The following is a 19,547-nucleotide window of genomic DNA, read 5'->3' as shown; positions in this document are numbered from 1 at the left end:
CAGTATGCGATTGCTTCAACAGAGCGTCAATGTGTTTGTGGGGCAATGACTTGCCGTTATCGTGCCGAGGTGCGAGTATCTGCTGGTCTTCAGCGCTTCAGTGAAGTTTGGTGAAATTCTCCGGCCGGAGTGAAGGAGAGGACGGGATGGCTCGTCCAGGGAGCCATGGCGGAAGCGGGGAGCTCGGCTCGCGACTTCGTGAGCTGCGCGAATCCCGTGGTATGACGCAACTTCGGCTCGGACGGGCGCTCGGCGTCGCGGTGTCGAGCATCTCCTCCTGGGAGAGCGGCGCGAAACTCCCCCCGCTCACCCGGTTGGCCGATTACGCCACGTTCTTCGCCTCCGGCGCGAGCTCGGGCGGAGTTCCGCCGGAGAACGCGCTGACCGGAGAGCAGCGCGAAGAGCGCCTGCGCCTCAAGCAGGAGCTCGGCCAGCTGCGAGCGACGGGGGAGGACGTGAGCGCTCCGGTGGAAGCCGGTACGACGCGGGACTTCTGGCACTTCCCGGACGACGGGCCGATCCTCATCGTCACCGGCGGCCTGACCGAGAAGCACTGGTCGCCGCTGGGCACCCCCAGCGCCCCGAACTTCCTGTCGCTGGCCCGCTGCGCCGACCTGGACGCCGCCGTGGAGCTGTTCGGCACCGTGCGAGCGGCCAACCCGCGCTCGGCGGTCGAGATCCGGCTCGAATACCTGGGTGACGACGACCTGCGGGCCCACCTGGTGTTCCTCGGCAGCGGTGCGATCAACCCCTGGGTGGAGTGGCTGACCGCGGAGTGGCCCGTCCGGCAGGTCCCCGACGAGGAGGTCGACGACGGTTCGGTGTTCGAGATCGACGGCGAGCGCCGGCTGAAACCGAGCTTCCGCGGCGACCAGCTGATCGAGGACGTCGGCATGCTCGCCAGGATCCCGAACCCGAACAACATCCGCCGGACCCTGACCTTCTGCAGCGGGGTGTTCACCCGTGGCGGCTTCGGCGCGGTGCGCTGCTTGACCGATCCGCAGGCGAAGGACCGCAACCTCGCCTACCTCAACGACAACGTCGAGGACCTGGACCACTTCGGGATGCTGATGCGGGTGCCGGTGATGCGGCACGTGACCGGTACCCCCGACCTGCAGAACCCGGCTAACCGGCTATACGAGTGGCGGCCCAAGGGCTGACCAGGGGAGGTGGAAGGCGATGGTGAGTGCGCTCCGGCCGGGACTCGGTGCGCGGCTGAGGGAGCTGCGCCAGGCCCAAGGCCTGACCCAGGGCAAGCTCGCGCGGGGGCTCGGCGTGGCGGTCTCCAGCGTGTCCCAGTGGGAGAGCGGCGCGAAGGTGCCGCCACCCGCGAGGCTCGGCGACTACGCGACGTTCTTCGCGGCGGAAAGCCCTGCGCGCAACGGGAAGTTGCCTTCGCTCGCCTCGTTGACCGAGGAGGAGCGCAAGGCGCGCGCCGTCCTCAAGGACGAGCTCGACTCGTTGCGCTCCCATGCGGAGAAGTCCTCGGGGGCGCAGGGCTTCTCGGACTTCTGGCGGTTCGCCGACGGAGGGCCCGTGCGCATCCTCACCGGGCGGGTGCCGGTCAGGAACCTCTCGCCGCTGGCCTCGCCCGAGCGGCGCAACTACATCGGGATGTCCTCCTACGCCGACGGGGACTCGCTGATCGAGCTCTACGGGCACGTCCGGGCGCTCAACCCCGACTCCGACGTGCGGTTCGAGATCGCGCGCCGCATCGATCCCCACGACCTGCAGGCGCACCTGGTCCTGCTCGGCAGCCCGGCGATGAATCCCATGCGGCGGCAGGTGCGCTTCGGTCTGCCGGTGCGCCAGGTCGAGGTCGACGACCTCGGGCACGGCGAGATCTTCGAGGTCGATGACGAGCCCCGGCAGTACCGGCCGACGCTGCACGACGACCGGTTGATCGAGGACGTGGGGCTGCTGGCGCGGTTCCCCAACCCCTACAACGTCCGCCGCACGCTGACGGTGTGCAGCGGGGTGTTCACCCGCGGCGGGTTCGGTGCCGTTCGCTGCCTGACCGACCCCGAGCTGCGCGAGCGCAACCAGGACGTCCTCGGGCGCCGGATCGCCGATCAGGACAACTTCGGGATGCTCATGCGGGTGCCCGTCGTGCGGGACGCGACCGCCACCCCGGACCTCAGCAACCCCGACACGTGGCTGCGCGCCTGGTCCCCGATCAAGTCCTGAGCTTCGAGGGGCGATGTGTCGGGCCCGGTGGTTACCGTCTTGGCATCACGGCCGAGGAGGAGCCATGACGGAACTGGATTCCAACCAACCGAGCGGAACACCGACGTGGATCGATCTGGGCGTTCCGGACCTCGATCGCGGGATGGAGTTCTACGGCGCGGTCTTCGGATGGGAGTTCGACGTGGGGCCCGAGTCGATGGGCCGCTACACGATGTGCCTGGTCCGGGGGAGGGAAGTCGCCGCGATCATGCCCAACCACGACGAGGGGGCGACCGAGTTCTGGTGGAACGTCTACTTCGCCACCGATGACGTCGCCGCCACCATCTCCAAGGCCGAAGCCGCAGGCGGGCAGGTGATCACCCCGCCGATGGACGTGATGGACAAGGGCAGGATGGCGATCCTCAAGGACCCGGTCGGTGGTCAGTTCGGGCTCTGGCACGGCAACCGGCACATCGGAGCGCGGCTGGTCAACGAGGCCAACGCGTGGCTGCGCAACGATCTCGTGACCCCGAACCCCGGGCCCGCACGGGAGTTCTACGCGACGGTGTTCGGCTTCAGCCTGGACGCCGAGGGTTACCAAGGCGACGGAGATTTCACGTTCCTGCGGCGCCCGGACGGCCACGAGATCGGCGGCATCTTCGGTGACCCGAAAGCCACGTCGTCCTCCTGGGGGACCCTGTTCATGGTCGACGACGCCGACGTGGCTGCCGCCCGAGCAGCCGAAGCCGGAGGCACGGCGGAATCGCCCTACGACATGCACTACGGCCGCATCGCCGAGCTCAAAGACCCCTTCGGCACCCCCTTCTCGGTAGGTGCCGCCCCCGAGGCGTAGGTCGGCGAGTCGTAGGTCGGCCGCGAGCGGTGCGGTGCATCCCAGCTTTAGTCCAAACCGAGGACCTTTCGTGCCCGAAATGTCGGCTCAGTTTGGACTAAAACTGGGAGCTGCCGGCTCAGTCCCAGCTCAGGGCCGCGCCCGACTGGTATTCGGTCACCCGGGTCTCGAAGAAGTTCTTCTCCTTCTTCAGATCCATGGTCTCCGACATCCACGGGAACGGGTTGTCCGTCTCCGGGAACACCGGTTCCAGGCCGAGCTGAGCGCAGCGCCGATTGGTGATGAACCGCATGTACTGCTCGCACACGTCCGCGTTGAGCCCGAGCATCCCGCGCGGCAGGGTGTCGCGCCCGTAGGCGGTCTCCAGCTCGCACGCCTCGCGGAGCATGGTGCGGGCCTCCTGCTGGAACTCGGCGCTCCACAGGTGCGGGTTCTCCAGCTTGATCTGGTTGATGCAGTCGATGCCGAAGTTCAGGTGGATCGACTCGTCGCGCAGGATGTACTGGTACTGCTCGGCGATGCCGACCATCTTGTTGCGCCTGCCCAGCGACAGGATCTGCGCGAAACCGGTGTAGAACCACATGCCCTCGAAGATCACGTAGAAGGCGATGAGGTCCCGCAGGAAGGCTTGGTCGGCTTCCGGGGTGCCGGTCGCGAAGTCCGGGTTCTCCAGGTTCTGGGTGTAGTGCAGCGCCCAGGCGTCCTTGTCGGCGATCGACGGGATCTCCCGGTAGGCGTTGAACAGCTCGCCCTCGTCGAGTCCCAGGCTCTCGCAGATGTACTGGAAGGTGTGGGTGTGCACGGCCTCCTCGAAGGCCTGCCGCAGCAGGTACTGCCGGCACTCGGGATTGGTGAGGTGCCGGTAGACGGCGAGCACGATGTTGTTGGCCACCAACGATTCCGCGGTGGCGAAGAACCCGAGGTTGCGCTTGAGCATGGTGCGCTCGTCGTCGGTGAGCCCGTCGCGGGACTTCCACAGCGCGATGTCAGCCTGCATGGACACCTCGGTGGGCATCCAGTGGTTGTTGCAGCCGTTGAGGTACTTGTCCCAGGCCCAGCCGTACTTCAGCGGCAGCAGCTGGTTGACGTCGGCCCGAGAGTTGATCATGGCCTTCTCGGTGACGTCGACGCGCCCGCCGTCGCGGTCGATGGTGCCGAGTCCGGTGGTGGTGCTCATGTGCTCTTTCTCCTGGGGGATCACTGGCAGGCTTCGCATTCCGGGTCTTCGACCGAGCACGCCGCGGCCGGGACGGCGTTGAGCTTGCCGTCGGTGCCGCGCAGCGTGGACTTCTCCACGTGGGTCGCGCTGGTGGAACGCAGGTAGTAGGTGGTCTTGAGCCCCTTGCGCCAGGCCAGCCGGTAGAGCTCGTCGAGCTTGCGGCCGCTGGGCGTGGCCAGGTAGAGGTTCAGCGACTGGGCCTGGTCGATCCACTTCTGCCTGCGTGCGGCGGCTTCGACCAGCCACTGCGGCTCGATCTCGAACGCCGTGGCGTAGAGCGTCTTGAGCTCGTCGGGGACCCGCTCGATCGGCCCGAGCGAACCGTCGTAGAACTTCAGGTCCGCCACCATCGCCTCGTCCCACAGCCCGGCCTCCTTGAGGTCGGCCACCAGGTGCGGGTTGACCACGGTGAAGTCGCCGGACATGTTCGACTTGACGAACAGGTTGCGGTACAGCGGCTCGATGGACTGACCGACCCCGCAGATGTTGGCGATCGTCGCGGTGGGCGCGATGGCCATCACGTTGGAGTTGCGCATCCCCTTGTCGCGCACCCGTTCCCGCAGCGACGACCAGTCCAATGTGGTCGTCGTGTCGAGGTCGGCATCGCCGCGCGCGTCGCGGACGAACTCCTGCGAGTCGATCGGCAGGACGCCCTGGCTCCACAGCGATCCGTCGAACGACGCGTAGCGGCCCCGCTCCTCGGCGAGCCGGCTGGACGACTCGATCGCGTGGTAGCCGATCTCCTCCATGCTGCGGTCGGCGAATTCGACCGCAGCGGCCGAGGACATCGGGATCCGCAACTTCTGCAGCGCGTCGGAGAAGCCCATCAGCCCCAGGCCGACCGGGCGGTGCCGCATGTTGGAGCGCTCGGCTTCTGGGATCGTGTAGAAGTTGATGTCGATGACGTTGTCCAGCATCCGGACCGCGGTGCGCACCGTCGCCTTCAGCCGGTCGCGGTCGAGACCGTTGGCCGAGATGTGCCGAGCGAGGTTCACCGATCCCAGGTTGCACACGGCCACCTCGTCGGAGGCGGTGTTGAGCGTGATCTCGGTGCACAGGTTCGACGAGTGCACCACGCCCGCGTGCCGCTGCGGCGAACGCAGGTTGCACGGGTCCTTGAATGTGATCCAGGGGTGGCCGGTCTCGAACAGCATGGTCAGCATCCGGCGCCAGAGGTCCACCGCGCGCACTCGCCGGAACACGCGGATCTCGTCGCGCTCGGCGGCCGCCTCGTACTCCCGGTAGCGCTCGGCGAACTCGGTGCCGTAGAGGTCGTGCAGGTCCGGGGTCTCGTCGGGGGAGAACAGCGTCCACTGCTCGTCGGCCTCGACGCGGCGCAGGAACTCGTCGGGCACCCAGTTCGCGGTGTTCATGTCGTGGGTGCGTCGCCGGTCGTCGCCGGTGTTCTTGCGCAGGTCCAGGAACTCCTCGACATCGATGTGCCAGGTCTCCAGGTACGCGCACACCGCGCCCTTGCGCTTGCCGCCCTGGTTGACCGCCACCGCCGTGTCGTTGGCGATCTTCAGGAACGGCACCACGCCCTGGGACTCGCCGTTGGTGCCGTGGATGTGGGCGCCGATGCCGCGCACCGGGGTCCAGTCGTTGCCGAGGCCGCCGGAGTACTTGGCCAGCAGGGCGTTGTTGCGGTAGGAGCTGAAGATCGACTGCAGATCGTCGTCCACAGTGGTCAGGAAGCAGGACGACAGCTGGGCCCGGGTGGTGCCGGAGTTGAACAGCGTCGGCGTGGAGCACATGAAGTCGAACGACGACAGCAGGCGGTAGAACTCAATGGCGCGCGCGTCCCGGTCGTCCTCGCGCAGCGCGAGCCCCATCGCCACCCGCATGAAGAACGCCTGCGGCAGCTCGAACCGGGTCCCGTCGTGGTGCAGGAAGTACCGGTCGTAGAGGGTCTGCATCCCCAGGAAGTCGAAGGCGAGGTCGCGGTCGGCCTCCAGCGCCGCGCCCAGCCGGGGCAGGTCGAAGCGGGCCAGCTCCGGGTCCAGCCTGCCCAGCTCGATGCCGCGTCGCACGTAGTCGGTGAAGTAGGCGCCGTAGCGGTCGCGCATCTGGTCCTGGTCGGCCTGCTGCGGGGAGCCCGCCAGGTAGCTCAGCGCTTCGCCGCGCAGCTTGTCCAGCAGCAGTCGGGCGGTGACGCCGGCGTAGTTCGGTTCCGACTCGACCAGGGTGCGCGCCGACATGATCAGCGCTTCGCTCAGCTCGGCCGCTCCGATGCCGGGGTAGACGTTGCGCTCGACCTCGGTGAGCACCGCCGACGGGTCCACGTCGGCCAGACCCGCGCAGGCCTGATCAACCACAGTGGACACTCGGCCGCCGGTGAGCGGGATGGGTTCGGACAGTGCGGTGTCGGTCACCGGGACTCTCTCCTCGCGAGCTCGGAAGGCGTGCCCGGAACCGGCGGCGGAGGAGCGCGAGGACGCGACGGCGGCAGCGGCCGGCGCATGTCCGCGTGGACCCTCCCGCGAGGTCCCGGACGGCGCGCACGGGCGTGCGCGCGCCGATGGCAGGTCTTCGGACTCACGGGCGTCCGGTCTCGTACGTGGTGGGGGAAGTTTTCATGAAAACTTCCCTCACCACGAGACAGGTCCTAGTAGCCGTCGCTTCCCGAACCCCAGGGGTCCAGTGCGTCATGACGGCGGTCGTTCCCGTTCACCGCTGCGGGGCAGTCCCGGACTCGCACCGGGTTCCCTGTTGCCACACCGAGCCCGCTCGGACCCGGTGAACCACCAGCGAGCGACACTCTACATCTTGGGGCTGAGGCGAAGTCCAACACCAACATGGGCGTGTCGGAGGGAGAATTGAGTCACCCTCCGAACCACCTCGAAAGGTGTCGGCGGAGGTCCTGCTGCTCGTCGCCGACCCACGCCACGTGGCCGTCCGGGCGCAGCAGCACGGCTGGTGCGTCCAGCTGTTCACCGACGTCGACGACGTGGTCGACCCGGTCCGCCCAGCCCTCGGTCGACAGATCGCCGGTCTGGTCGAGCAGCAGGCCGCGTCCGTCGTGCATCAGCTCGTAGAGGCGCCCGTGCTTGAGCTCGACGTCCCGGATGCGCCTGCCGACCAGGTCGTGCTCCCCGCCGAAGTCGTAGCGCACGTCGAGTGCGATGAGCTTCTCGGTCAGGTGCCGGTTGACCACGTCGAAGTCCATCAGCTCCGATACCAGGCGCCGCACGGCCTGCGCGCCGGGCTCGGTGGACATCAGCTGCATCTGCGCGCGCGTGTTGTCCAGGACTGCGGCCGCCACCGGATGGCGTTCGGCCTGGTAGCTGTCGAGCAGGTCGGCGGGCGCCCACCCGGCGACCTCCGCCGCGAGTTTCCAGCCGAGGTTGAACGCGTCCTGGAGGCCGAGGTTGAGCCCCTGGCCGCCGACCGGCGGGTGGACGTGCGCGGCGTCGCCGGCGAGCAGCACCCGTCCGGAGCGGTAGCGCTCGGCCTGCCGGGTGGCGTCGCCGAAGCGGGCCAGGCGGCGAGGGGAGTGCGCGCCGAAGTCGGTGCCCGCGACGGCCCTCAGCTGACGGGAGAGCTCGTCGAGGGTCGGCGGCGTTCCGCGGTCGTCGGCGACGCCCGCGGCGGGCACGACGACCCGGCACCACTCGCCGTCGAGGGGGCCGATGCCGAAGCGCTTCTGGGTCTGGCGCACCTCGCCGGTCACCGCGGCCAGCGTCTCCGGCGACGCGGTCACCTTCAGCTCGGCGAGCAGTGTGTCCACTCTGGACGGTTCGCCGGGGAACCCGATGCCGCACAGCTTGCGCACGGTGCTCCGACCGCCGTCGCAGCCGACGAGGTAGGGCGCACGCAGCCTCGTGCCGTCGGCGAGCTCGGCGGTCACGCCGTCCGCGTCCTGGTCGAGTCCGACCAGTGCGCAGCCTCTCCTGACCTCGACCTCGAGCTCGGAGGCACGCTCGGCCAGCAGGCGCTCGGTCGTGGGCTGGGGGATGCCCAGCACGTAGCCGTGCGCGGTGTCCAGGCGCTCGGGCGCGGGCTTGGAGATGGCGGCGAAGAAGCCGCCGAGGGGGTGCTTGGTCCCTTCGGCCAGGAACCGCTCCAGCAGTCCTCGCTGGTCCAGCACCTCGATGCTGCGCACGTGCAGTCCGAGCGAGCGCACGAAGTCGTTCGGCTCGTCGGCCTCCTCCAGCACCAGCACCCGCACCCCGTGCAGCCGCAGCTCAGCGGCCAGCATCAACCCGGTCGGTCCTGCACCGGCGATGATCACGTCAGTCATGAATCCCCCGTCCAGCCGCGCTGCGGATGCTCGTCATCGCAGGTCACGGCATGTGTGCAGAGGATTGTGCGCCACACCCCGGCCCTTGCCGCAAGCCCCGGTCTGCGCTATACGTTGAGAGTGGCGGGGAGAACTCTCACTCCGCACCAGTTCACCGCTCCTCATCAGAGCACCACCTTGGGTCTGTTGATGCCCGGTGCTGCCGAGTCCGCCGCTCTTCGGCTTCCGCGGATCCGACCAAGTTATTCGGTTCGGCGCACGACGAGTCCCGCTCCCTCACGGCGGGCACGCCCGCTAGAACACTTCGCGTCGGAGAGGCCGCGGCGGCGCAGAGCCCGATCCTCCAGGGCTCAGCGAGAACCGCTGCGTCGTCGCAGCCGAGGATCAGATCGAGTCCGAGGTTCATGCGCGCACCGTAGGGGAGGCGTCCGACGCTCCCGCCGAGCCGGGGTCACGTCCCGAACCCGTATCTCAGTGGAGTTCCGTGTTCTGATCTCCCTCGGAATCCGGGGGTTCGCCGGAACGGGTGTCGTTGGGTGGGGTGATCGTGGTTCATCGGGTGGTTGTTGACGCGCACGTGGTCCTGGTGCGGGAGGGCGGTGTGCTGCTGAGCCGTCGGCGCGGTGCCTACGGCGACGGGTGGTGGCATCTGCCGTCCGGGAAGCTGGATGCGGGGGAGTCGTTAACGCAGGCAGCGATCCGCGAAGCTCGCGAGGAGATCGGTGTCAGCATCGAGCCTTCGGCCCTCCATCACGTGCACACGCTGCACGCGACCGCGTCTGGGGTTGAACCCAGGCTCGGCGTGTTCTTCGAGGTGCGCGACTGGCGAGGCGATCCCGAGAACCGCGAGCCCGAGAAGTGCTACGAAATCGCGTGGTTCGGGTTCGACGACCTGCCCGCCGACCTCATCGCGTACCCGGCCGCGGGTCTGCGCGCCTACCGCGAGGGGCGTCCCTTCGGCACCCTCGGCTGGTCGTGATCCCGGGGACGGCAGCGGCTCAGCGGACGCTGCGGAAGTTGTCCGCCGGGACGTGGACGGAGTCCCCGGTGGTGAAGGTGATCTCGACCGCGTCCGGGCGCCAGGCCACCTCGCGGATGGCGGGAGGGGACGAGCCGAAGCCGACTTCGACCGGGTAGTAGTAGCTGGCGGCGTCCGGCCCGATGCGCAACTCGTAGTCGGATCCGGTGAGGTGCCACTGCTTGACCAGGTAGAGCTCGCTGGACCACTGGGTCCCCGAGTACTCGTAGGTCATCCCGGAATCCTGAGACGTCTCCCGGTGCAGGATCTCGGTGCGAACCGCGAACGAGGGCCCGATCAGGAGTATCAGGGCCAGAACGGCGGCTGATGCTGCGACGATCGATAACGTCCTGCGCATCCCGGAATTGTGCCAGCGCCAGGCCCGAGCCCCCGCAGACCCACCCCGCCGATCCCCCCGGCTGCCCGAGCCACCCGCCTCTCATCGACGGGGCCACGAGCATTCCCAATTTCGCGCGAAATCGGAAAATCTCCCCGCGGTCGGGCGTGTCTCACCAGGTCATGACGGGTGGGGCTCGGGGAATTCTCAATTTCGCGCGAAATTGGGAAGGGAAGTCAGGGCTCAAACTTCGCGCGAAATGGGAATCCGGTGTCGTGGCTTGGCGGTCCGCACGGGTTTGGGCAGCTTCTGCGAGCGCGGATGGGTGGGGTTCTTGGGGTTGTGGGCTCCGCAGTGGGGTTGTGGGAGTGCCCCGCGCCACCCCCGGTGGCGCGGGGCGAACCGCTAGAAGACGGTTCCCGCGTCCTGGGCGAGGAGTTCGTCGGTGGCGCGTTCGGCGACCGCTGCGATGGTCATCGACGGGTTGCAGGCGGCGGTGTTGCCGGGCATGAGGGCGCCGTCGAGGACGTAGAGGCCCTGGTGCCCCTTGACGCGGCCGGCGAGGTCGCAGACCACGTTCATCGATGCGCCGCCCAGCGGGTGCCAGGTGTTGGGGACCAGCGAAGTGGTGTCGAGGCGGACCGAACCGTTGCCCGCGACCGCGGCGACGCGTTCGTCGATCCGCTTGGCCAGCAACGAATCCGGCTGCGAGGGCCAGTCCAGCACCGCGTCGTCCTTCTTCGAGTCGTAGACGAACCGGCCGCGTCCCGAGCTGACGCCGTAGCCGACGAGCATCGTGGTCCGCAGGTTCGGGGTCGGCGGGATCGACGCCTGGATGACCGTGTTGGCCATCGTCGGGTCGTCCCACTCCTTGCTGCCGAAGACCACCGGGCCGCCCTGCGGCGTGCCGAAGTCGTCGGCGAGGTTGGTCCAGGTGTAGATGCGGTCGCCGTTGGAACCCCAGTTGGAGCCGAGACCGTCGGGCATGTCCGGGATCTGGTCCTTGGCCGCGGCGCGCATCAGCAACCGGGTGGTGCCCGCCGTGCCGGCCGCCATCACCAGAGCGCCGGTGGTGATGATCTTCTGCTCCAGCACGGTGCCGTCGGTGGCGATGCGGTCGACGTGGATCTCCCACCGGCCGTCGCGGGTCTTGGCCACGTCGGTGACGTTGTGCTGCTCGGCGACGGTGACCTTGCCGGTGGCTTCGGCCTGGGCGATGTAGGTGACGTCGACGGAGTGCTTGCCGCCGTTGTTCACGCCGAACGCGCAATCACCGTTGGTGTAGGAAGGTTTCATCTCGCCGCGGAGCTCGCGCAGCGCGTAGTCCCAGTCGATCGGCATCGGGATCTTCTCCACCGAGAAGCCGGCCCGCTCGACGTTGCGGGCGAAGATCCGCGATGCGGTGTAGTTCTCGTGGTTGATCAGCTCGTCCGGGGCGGTCGCGATCTTGAGCATCTCGGCCACTCGCCGGTAGTAGACGCGGTCCATGCGCGCGTAGTCGAGCCGCTCGGGCATGTTGGCGTTGAAGACGTTCTCGGTCGGCTGCAGCGTCATGCCCTGGTAGAGCAGGGAGCCGCCGCCGACACCCGCCGCGCACATGATGTCCATGCCGTTGCCCGGCACGCGCTCCAGCAGGCCGGTGTAGCGCTCGAACGGCGGCGGGGAGATCCCGAACAGCGACGGGCCCGAGCCCAGCCAGAAGAACCGCTCGTCCGGCGAGGCGAGGGTGGGGAAGGTGTCGGAGTTCGGGCCGGTCGGCCAGCGCTTGCCCCGCTCCAGCACGAGCACCGGCAGCCCGGCCTGGGCGAACCGCAGCGCCGTCACGCCACCGCCGAACCCGGAGCCGATGACGACCACCCGGTGCTCCTCGCGGGTGAGCGGTACCCGGCTGGCCGCGTTCGCGTACGGGCCCAGCAGGGACAGACCCGTTGCTGCGGCTGTTCCGGCGAGCAGGGTGCGGCGGCTGAGTTCGGGCATGCGGTACCTCCACGGCGAGTCCTCGTCGACTGAGCCGCGAGCTTAGGGAGCCAAAACGAGACATTGAACTGGTCGACGATCTCACTACTGGCGAGTAAGTTGGGAGGTCGTGCGGTCATGCGGAGGTAGTCGGTGCTGAGCTCTCGCCGTACCGACGCGCGCCGCAACCGGGAGGTCATCCTGCGCGCCGCTGATGAGGCGTTCACCGAGGACGTCGACCTCGTGCCGCTGTCGGAGATCGCCCGCCGCTCCGGACTCGGCCGCGCCACGGTCTACCGGCACTTCTCCGACCGCTACGCGCTCGGGATCGCGGTCGCCGAGAGCAAGCTGCACATGCTGCGCGAGCTCGTCGCCGAGTGCGACTTCATCGAAGTGCTGGAGGAGCTGTTCGACGAGCAGATCTCGCGGCGTCCCCTGGTGCGGTTGTTCCGCGAGCTCACCCCCGCCGACCAGCGCCGATACGCCGGTCAGCTGGTCGCGATCCTGGCTCCGGGGCTGCGCGAGGCACAGGAGAGCGGGCTCATCCGCGAGGATGTCGGACCGGACGATCTCGCGCTGATCTGCGAGATGGTCGAGGGTGCGCTGTCCTCGCACCTGCCGGTGCCCGGCGGGGTGGAATCGGTCCAGCGCGTCGTGCAGGTCATGCTCGCCGGCCTGCGGGCCTGACCTCAGGCTTCGCCTGCCAGGACCTGCTGCATCCGGGCGGTGACCAGCGGGCGGCGGGAGTCATGGCGGGGGAGCCGGTGCGCCAGCTGGCCCAGTACCTCCAGATCGTCGGTCGGGTGGTCGCGGAACAGCGCCCACAGGGCGGCGACGTCGCCGCGGTCGAGGACCGCGTTGCGCAGCGAGGCGTACAGCTCCTCCCGCTCGTCGCGGATCGCCGGTGCCTCGCTGTACTCCAGCAGCGGGCCCCGGTAGGTCTCCGAGGCGGTCCGGATGTCGCCGTCGTGCAAGGCCTGGCGCACCGCGAGGAAGTCGGCGTCGACCTCGGCCTGGAGCCGGTAGGGCTTGGTGGCGATGACGTGCTCGCCCAGGTGCGTGCGCAGCCGGTGGATCTCGGCGCGAGCGGTGACCGGGTTGCCGCGCTCGCCGTAGAGCTGGAACGCCAGCCGGTCGGCGGTGAGCCCGGCCGGGCGCATCGCCAGCAATGTCAGGATCTCCGCGTGCCGCAGGGAGAGCGGGACCTCGCGCCCGTCGAGCACCGCGCGCGGACCCGCGGAGTTCAAGAAGGACAGCGACAGGACCGGTCGCGGACGTGCGCGGGTAGCGGACGAACCGGGCAGCCGCAGCAGGAAACCCTCGGCGAGCCGTTCCAGCACGGCCTCGCGACCGTCGGCGAGCGTGACCCGTCCGTCGGCGACATCGACGCGCTCGGGCAGCAGCGACGCGCCCGGCTCCACCGCCAGCACCCGCCCGGTGCGGGTCAGCAGCGCGCCGGCTTCACCTCGCAACGCCCGCAGGTGCGGCATGTTCCGGGCCCGCAGCTGCTCGTCGCGCGCCGCCATCCGCGCCCGCAGGTGACTTTCGGCCAGCTGAGCCGCGGCGCTGACCAGCGACACCATCGCCGGGTGCACGGTCCGCAGCGGACCGCTGATGTCCACCGAGCCGAGCACGTCACCGGTGTCGGGGTCGTGGATGGGGCTCGCCGCGCACGTCCAGTCGTGGTAGGTCCGGACCAGGTGCTCCGCGGAGTAGATCTGCACCGGTTTCCCGACCGCCAGAGTGGTTCCCATCGCGTTGGTGCCGATGGCCTCCTCCGCCCAGCGGGTTCCCTCGCTCAACCGCACCCGGTCGGCGCGGCGCTGCACGTCGGCGTTGCCCTCGCGCCAGAGGATCAGCCCGTCCCGGTCGGTCACGATCATCACGTGCATCGCCTCGTCGGCGACGTCGAGGACCGTTTGCCTCAGCACCGGAATCGCCGCGGCCAGAGGATGTTCGGTGCGCATGTCGCGCACCTCGGCGCGCTCGCAGACCACCGGCGCCTCGCACGAGTCGGGGTCGATCTCGGCGGCCAGCGACCGCTGCCACGATTCGGAGACCAGCGTCCGCGGCGAGTGGGACGAGCGATCGCCGCGCAGCACCGCGTCCCAGACCCGGCCGAGCAGCGATGCGTACTCCAGCGGATCGGCCAGCATCGTCGCGGTGGGGGATTCCTCCTCTGCCTGCACGCTGCCTCCTGTCCTCGCGTCGGCGGTGACGCGTGAGCTCATGATGACCACGAGGACCGGCGGGGACAAGGGATCGGCGCGGTGAAGGGCCCGAAAACCGTCCGTTCGGTCGGGCAGCCGATCGGTGCAACCTCGTTGCAACGTGAGGTGGGACACGCTGCTGCACGACAACGGAAGTTCTCGTGCAGGAGGCAACGCATGACCAAGTACGCAGCGCCGGGTACGCAGGGCAGCGTCGTGGCCTACGAATCCCGCTACGACCACTACATCGGCGGTGAGTACGTGGCCCCGGCCAAGGGCGGTTACTTCGCGAACCCGACGCCGGTGACCGGCGCGGACTTCACCGAGATCGCCCGCGGCACCGCCGATGACGTCGAGCGCGCGCTCGACGCCGCGCACGGCGCGGCACCGGCATGGGGGCGCACCTCGGTCGCCGAGCGGGCGCTGGTGCTCAACCGGATCGCCGACCGCATGGAGGCGAACCTGGAGCGGCTGGCCGTGGCCGAGAGCTGGGAGAACGGCAAGCCGGTCCGCGAGACGCTGGCGGCCGACATCCCGCTGGCCATCGACCACTTCCGCTACTTCGCCGGAGCCATCCGGGCGCAGGAGGGCAGTCTCGGCGAGGTCGACGACAACACGGTGGCCTACCACTTCCACGAGCCGCTGGGCGTGGTCGGCCAGATCATCCCGTGGAACTTCCCGATCCTGATGGCCGTCTGGAAGCTGGCGCCCGCGCTGGCCGCGGGCAACGCCGTGGTGCTCAAGCCCGCCGAGCAGACCCCGGCCTCGATCCACGTGCTGCTCAGCGTCATCGGCGACCTGCTGCCGCCCGGTGTGCTCAACGTGGTCAACGGCTTCGGCGTCGAAGCGGGCAAGCCGCTGGCCTCCAGCAGCCGGATCAGCAAGATCGCCTTCACCGGTGAGACCACCACCGGGCGGCTGATCATGCAGTACGCCAGCGAGAACATCATCCCGGTGACGCTGGAGCTGGGCGGCAAGAGCCCGAACATCTTCTTCGGCGACGTCGCCAACGCCAACGACGCCTTCTACGACAAGGCGCTCGAAGGCTTCACGATGTTCGCGCTCAACCAGGGCGAGGTCTGCACCTGCCCGTCGCGGGCGCTGATCCAGAGCAGCATCTACGAGACGTTCCTCGGTGAGGCCGTCGAGCGCACCAAGGCGGTCAAGCAGGGCAACCCGCTGGACACCGACACGATGATCGGTGCGCAGGCCAGCAACGACCAGCTCGAGAAGATCCTGTCCTACATCGACATCGGCAAGCAGGAGGGCGCCAAGGTCCTCACCGGTGGCGGCAAGGCGGACCTCGGCGGCGAGCTCTCCGGCGGCTACTACGTCGAGCCGACGGTGTTCGAGGGGCACAACAAGATGCGGATCTTCCAGGAGGAGATCTTCGGCCCGGTCCTGTCGGTCGCCCGCTTCGACGACTACGCCGACGCGATCAAGACCGCCAACGACACGCTCTACGGCCTGGGTGCCGGGGTGTGGTCGCGCGACACCAACACCGCCTACCGGGCGGGTCGCGAGATCCAGGCCGGCCGGGTGTGGGTGAACAACTACCACTCCTACCCGGCGCACGCGGCCTTCGGCGGCTACAAGCAGTCGGGCATCGGCCGGGAGAACCACAAGATGATGCTGGAGCACTACCAGCAGACCAAGAACCTGCTGGTCAGCTACTCGCCCGACAAGCTGGGCTTCTTCTGATGGAGCCCGCCCGGGTGGCCGTGACCCCGGAGGCGGCAGACTTGCTCCGCCGCCTCCGGGCCGACCACGGCCCGCTGATGTTCCACCAGTCCGGCGGGTGCTGCGACGGCAGCTCCCCGATGTGCTACCCGGCGGGGGAATTCCGCACCGGAGGCTCCGACATCCACCTCGGCGACCTCGACGTGGACGGTGAGGCGATCCCGGTGTGGATGTCGGCCTCGCAGTTCGAGTACTGGAAGCACACGCATCTGACCATCGACGTCGTGCGCGGCCGGGGCAGCGGGTTCTCGCTGGAAGCGCCGGAGGGAGTCCGGTTCCTGATCCGCTCGCGGTTGCTCACCGACGACGAGCTCACGGCGTTCGGCCTCGTCTGATCGGCGGGTGCCGTGCGAAGGGGGGCGGCTGCGGGGTCCGCTTGATCGGGCGGGCCCCGCTCGGTCGCTCCCGGGCGCGTCAGCGATGTGGTGCGGGTCACGTATCGGGCTAGGATGGTCCTCGGTTCGGCCCGTCGACCCGACTCGCGATCGTCGAGGTCCGCGCACATCCCCGCACCGGTGGCTGGAGGATGCCTGATGACAGTGCGAAGCCGGGTGCCCAGCTCGTGCCAGGTCGACGTGCCCGAGTTGTCCGGGCCGCAGATCACGTCCCCGGGCGCCGATTCATCCCGCCTGGCGAAGTTCCACGTGCCGGAGGTCGTCTTCGGGCCGGGGGCGCTGGCCGAGCTCGGCCACTGCGCGCGGCGGCTCGGTGCGCGCCGCCCGTTCCTGGTCACCGATGGCGGGCTCACCGAGGCGCGGTGGGCGGCCGAGGCCGCCGGGCACCTGAAGTCGGTCGGCCTGGAAGCGATCGTGTGGGACGCCGTGACCCCCAACCCCAAGGACCACGAGATCGAGGCGGCCCACCAGCGCTACGCCGAGTCCGGGGCGGACGTGATCATCGGGGTCGGCGGCGGCTCGGTGATCGACGCGGCCAAGGGCGTGGCCATCCTGTCCGGCAACGGCGGCCGGATCCTGGACTACGAAGGCGTCGATCAGCTGACCAACCCGATCCCGCCGCTGGTCATGACTCCCTCGACGTCCGGCTCCGGTGCCGACGTCTCGCAGTTCGCGATCATCACCGACACCGCGAACGCCACCAAGATCACGATCCTCAGCCGCGCGCTCGTCCCCGAGATCTCGGTGGTCGACCCGAGGTTGCTGACCAGCATGCCGGACTGGCTCAACGCCGCCACCGGCCTCGACGCGCTCACCCACGCGATCGAGTCCTACGTCTCCCGGGCGCACAACACCCTCACCGAGCAGCACTCGTTGCACGCCGCGAAGCTGATCACCGGGAACCTCGCCCGCACGCTGTTCCGCCCGGCCGAGGCGGAGCCGCGAGTGGCGATGGCGCAAGGTGCGCTGGAAGCGGGGATGGCCTTCACCAACGCCATCCTCGGGGCCACCCACGCGATGAGCCACCAGGTCGGGGGACTGCTCGACGCTCCGCACGGGGTGATCAACGGGGTGCTCCTGCCGCACGTGATCCGCTTCAACGCCGAGACCGACGCCTCCCGCTACGTCCCGCTGGCCGCGGCGATCGGGATCGACGTGGTCGGCGTGCCCGCCGGGGAGGTGGCCTTCGCGCTCGCGGATCGAGTGCGGGAGCTCGCCGACGTGGTCGGCGTGCCGCAGACGCTGCGATCCCTCGGGGTGTCCGACGCCGACGTCCCGGTGCTGACCCGCAACACGCTCAAAGACGCCTGCCTGACCACCAATCCGCGCGAAGCGCGGGCCACGGACATCGCGCGGCTGTTCCGGGCGGCGCTGTGAGCGGCGGTGCCGCCGCGTCGGGCGGTGACTTCGGCGACGACCTGGGCGTGCTGACGGGGCTGCGCTCCGGAAAGCGCTCGTTCTACCCGGAGTACGTGCGATCCGCCGAGCGCCTGGAGCACGCGGTGCAAGCGCTCGACCGCATCTCCCGCGCCCTGGTGCGCACCGTCGAAGGCCCTCGCACCCTGGTCGAGGCGGTGGTGCGGGCCGCTGCCGAACACCTGCAGGCCGATCGGCTGCTGCTGGGCATCGCCGACGGCGCGCTGCGCGCCGCCCGCCCCCGGTTCCTCCTGCTGGACCGCGGCGAGCTCGTCGACGACGAGGCCGATCTGCCCACGGAGGTGCGGGAACAGCTGGAGGTGATCCGCAGCCGGCCGTGGGAGGTCGAACTCGAACCCGGTGGTCCCGGGTGGGTCCGGGCGCCGATGACCCTGGACGACGAGCCGGTCGGCGGGCTCGTCGGCTGGCCCGGTGACGTGCCGGTGGCCGACACCGACCTGGCGATCCTGCGGGTCCTGGCGAACCAGGCCGCCGTCGCCGTCCACAACTCGTTCCTCTTCCACGCCGCCGCCCAGCTGCGCGGGCGCACCGAGCAGCTCTCGGAAGCCGCCGCCCAGCAGGCCAGGGACCTCGCCGCTCGCAACGCGGAGCTGCAGGAGACCCAGCGGCGCCTGGTGGAGGCGATGCAGCGGCAGGCGCTCGACGACGAACGGCACCGCATCGCCCGCGAGCTGCACGATACCGTCACCCAGTACGTGCTCAGCGCCGGCATGACCGTCGAGGTCTGCCGCGGTGAACTCGCCGAGATGGGTCCGGACGCGGAGCGCGTCGCCGACAAGCTCGCTCCGGCCAAGGGATTCACGCAGCAGGCGGTGGAGCGGCTGCGCGCGGCGATCTACGCGTTGCACCACGGAGCGGAGGAACCACCGGGTTCGCTGCCCGTTCTGCTCAAGCAGCTGTCCACAGTGCACCTGTCGAGCGAGTTGAAGGTGGAGGTGCGGGTGGCCGGTTCCCCCGCGCCGCTGCCGCCCGAGGACGAGAGCTCGATCCTGCGGCTCACCGGCGAGGCGCTGTTCAACATCGTTGCGCACGCCGAGGCCACTCGGGCCGTCGTGCACCTCGTCTACCAGACCGACCAGCTCCGGCTCACGGTGTCCGACGACGGAACGGGCGATCCGGCGCGGCTCCGACGGTCGCTGAAGCTGTCGGAGGCGACCGATCTCGCCGGTCGGCATCGAGGCCTGGCCAACATGGCCGTCCGCGCGACGGAGCTGGGAGGGACGTTGGGGATCCGCCGCTCGCGCATGGGCGGCATCGCCTTGCAACTGCGGGTGCCGCTCGCACCGGACGCGGAGGTGGTGCCGTGAACCCGGAGGTCCCCGGCCAGCGAAGCGGTTCTTCGCAGGTGCGGATCGTGCTCGTGGACGACCACGCGATCGTCCGCCACGGGCTGCGCTCCGTGCTCGAACGCGAGGACGACCTGGAGGTCGTCGGCGAGGCGGCGTCCGCGGCCGAGGCGATCAACGTCGTCGGCGGAGCCGATCCGGACGTGGTGCTGCTGGACCTGAAGCTCTCCACCGGTGACAACACCGAGGGACTCGAGCTGTGCGGACAGCTCACCCGGCTGCACCCGGATCTCGGCGTCCTCGTGCTGACCACGTTCCTCGACGGCCGGCTGGTCGTCGAGGCGATCCACCGCGGGGCGCGCGGCTACGTCGTCAAGGACGTCGACACCACTGAACTCGTCCGCTCCCTCCGCGCGGTGGCCCGCCGCGAGAGCTCCTTCGACTCGCGCTCCGCTGCCGCGATGGTCGAATCGATGAACTCGCCCGTCAGCCAACCCCGGCTCACCGAGCGGGAGCTCAAGGTTCTCCGGCAGCTCGCTCACGGCCTCAGCAACCGCGACATCGGAGCGGAGCTGTTCATCTCCGAGACCACGGTCAAGTTCCACGTCCGCAACATCATGCGCAAGCTCACCGCCACCAGCCGGGCCGAAGCCGTCTACGAGGCCAGCAAGCTCCACCTCATCTGAGAAC

16 protein-coding genes and 1 riboswitch are annotated in these 19,547 nt (G+C 69.3%); of the genes, 10 read left to right on the top strand and 6 right to left on the bottom strand.

Features of this window, described 5'->3' with window-relative positions:
- Nucleotides 1–146: 146 nt before the first annotated feature.
- The 3 genes from ACYVF3_RS26050 to ACYVF3_RS26040 all read left to right on the top strand — a co-directional run bounded on the left by ACYVF3_RS26050 (nt 147) and on the right by ACYVF3_RS26040 (nt 3,019).
- The gene (locus tag ACYVF3_RS26050; protein ID WP_461156875.1) at nt 147–1,160 is read left to right on the top strand and encodes a helix-turn-helix domain-containing protein; all 1,014 of its coding nucleotides are present in this window, start codon (nt 147–149) and stop codon (nt 1,158–1,160) included.
- 19 nt (nt 1,161–1,179) lie between these two features.
- Entirely contained in the window at nt 1,180–2,187 is a 1,008-nt protein-coding gene (locus ACYVF3_RS26045) for a helix-turn-helix domain-containing protein (RefSeq protein ID WP_461156874.1), read from the top strand.
- 64 nt (nt 2,188–2,251) lie between these two features.
- Nucleotides 2,252–3,019, top strand: coding sequence for a VOC family protein (locus ACYVF3_RS26040; RefSeq protein ID WP_461156873.1), 768 nt, complete (start codon nt 2,252–2,254; stop codon nt 3,017–3,019).
- 118 nt (nt 3,020–3,137) lie between these two features.
- On the opposite strand, the gene ACYVF3_RS26035 is transcribed toward ACYVF3_RS26040, so the two are convergent.
- From ACYVF3_RS26035 to rox, 3 genes are all read right to left on the bottom strand, one after another.
- Nucleotides 3,138–4,196: a ribonucleotide-diphosphate reductase subunit beta gene (locus ACYVF3_RS26035; RefSeq protein ID WP_461156872.1), complete on the bottom strand. Its 1,059-nt coding sequence runs from the start codon at nt 4,194–4,196 to the stop codon at nt 3,138–3,140.
- 20 nt (nt 4,197–4,216) lie between these two features.
- Nucleotides 4,217–6,610 carry a ribonucleoside-diphosphate reductase subunit alpha gene (locus ACYVF3_RS26030; RefSeq protein WP_461156871.1) on the bottom strand — a complete coding sequence of 798 codons (2,394 nt, stop codon included), beginning with the start codon at nt 6,608–6,610 and terminating at the stop codon, nt 4,217–4,219.
- A 131-nt stretch (nt 6,611–6,741) separates the two neighbouring features.
- Nucleotides 6,742–6,999, bottom strand: a riboswitch (cobalamin riboswitch).
- Between the two features lie 60 nt (nt 7,000–7,059).
- Nucleotides 7,060–8,478: a rifampin monooxygenase gene (gene rox, locus ACYVF3_RS26025; RefSeq protein ID WP_461156870.1), complete on the bottom strand. Its 1,419-nt coding sequence runs from the start codon at nt 8,476–8,478 to the stop codon at nt 7,060–7,062.
- 559 nt (nt 8,479–9,037) lie between these two features.
- On the opposite strand from rox, the gene ACYVF3_RS26020 reads away from it, so the two are divergent.
- A complete protein-coding gene (locus tag ACYVF3_RS26020) occupies nt 9,038–9,457 on the top strand; it encodes an NUDIX hydrolase (protein WP_461156869.1) in 420 nt (139 codons plus the stop codon).
- Between the two features lie 19 nt (nt 9,458–9,476).
- Here the strand turns inward: ACYVF3_RS26020 and ACYVF3_RS26015 are convergent, their stop codons facing one another.
- A complete protein-coding gene (locus tag ACYVF3_RS26015; RefSeq protein WP_461156868.1) occupies nt 9,477–9,854 on the bottom strand; it encodes a hypothetical protein in 378 nt (125 codons plus the stop codon).
- Between the two features lie 384 nt (nt 9,855–10,238).
- Nucleotides 10,239–11,810, bottom strand: coding sequence for a GMC oxidoreductase (locus tag ACYVF3_RS26010; RefSeq protein ID WP_461156867.1), 1,572 nt, complete (start codon nt 11,808–11,810; stop codon nt 10,239–10,241).
- A gap of 132 nt (nt 11,811–11,942) precedes the next feature.
- Here ACYVF3_RS26010 and ACYVF3_RS26005 point away from each other — a divergent pair, with 132 nt between their 5' ends.
- On the top strand, nt 11,943–12,476 hold the full coding sequence (locus ACYVF3_RS26005) for a TetR/AcrR family transcriptional regulator (RefSeq protein ID WP_461156866.1): 534 nt from the start codon (nt 11,943–11,945) through the stop codon (nt 12,474–12,476).
- A gap of 2 nt (nt 12,477–12,478) precedes the next feature.
- Here ACYVF3_RS26005 and ACYVF3_RS26000 read toward each other — a convergent pair whose 3' ends face one another.
- Nucleotides 12,479–13,945 carry a helix-turn-helix domain-containing protein gene (locus ACYVF3_RS26000; RefSeq protein ID WP_461156970.1) on the bottom strand — a complete coding sequence of 489 codons (1,467 nt, stop codon included), beginning with the start codon at nt 13,943–13,945 and terminating at the stop codon, nt 12,479–12,481.
- A 231-nt stretch (nt 13,946–14,176) separates the two neighbouring features.
- Here ACYVF3_RS26000 and adh point away from each other — a divergent pair, with 231 nt between their 5' ends.
- From adh to ACYVF3_RS25975, 5 genes are all read left to right on the top strand, one after another.
- Nucleotides 14,177–15,700, top strand: a complete 1,524-nt coding sequence (adh, locus tag ACYVF3_RS25995; protein WP_461156865.1) for an aldehyde dehydrogenase — start codon at nt 14,177–14,179, stop codon at nt 15,698–15,700.
- Nucleotides 15,700–16,074: a DUF779 domain-containing protein gene (locus ACYVF3_RS25990; protein WP_461156864.1), complete on the top strand. Its 375-nt coding sequence runs from the start codon at nt 15,700–15,702 to the stop codon at nt 16,072–16,074. The genes adh and ACYVF3_RS25990 overlap by 1 nt, the downstream gene beginning before the upstream one ends.
- 198 nt (nt 16,075–16,272) lie before the next feature.
- Entirely contained in the window at nt 16,273–17,511 is a 1,239-nt protein-coding gene (locus tag ACYVF3_RS25985) for an iron-containing alcohol dehydrogenase (protein ID WP_461156863.1), read from the top strand.
- On the top strand, nt 17,508–18,878 hold the full coding sequence (locus ACYVF3_RS25980) for a MadS family sensor histidine kinase (protein ID WP_461156862.1): 1,371 nt from the start codon (nt 17,508–17,510) through the stop codon (nt 18,876–18,878). Before ACYVF3_RS25985 ends, ACYVF3_RS25980 begins: the two co-directional genes overlap by 4 nt.
- A complete protein-coding gene (locus tag ACYVF3_RS25975; protein ID WP_461156861.1) occupies nt 18,875–19,543 on the top strand; it encodes a MadR family response regulator transcription factor in 669 nt (222 codons plus the stop codon). Before ACYVF3_RS25980 ends, ACYVF3_RS25975 begins: the two co-directional genes overlap by 4 nt.
- Nucleotides 19,544–19,547: the final 4 nt, after the last annotated feature.

The organism is Saccharopolyspora tripterygii, from assembly GCF_054778355.1.
The sequence above is the reverse complement of the archived record's forward strand: the minus strand, read 5'-3'. Positions and strand labels throughout refer to the sequence as shown.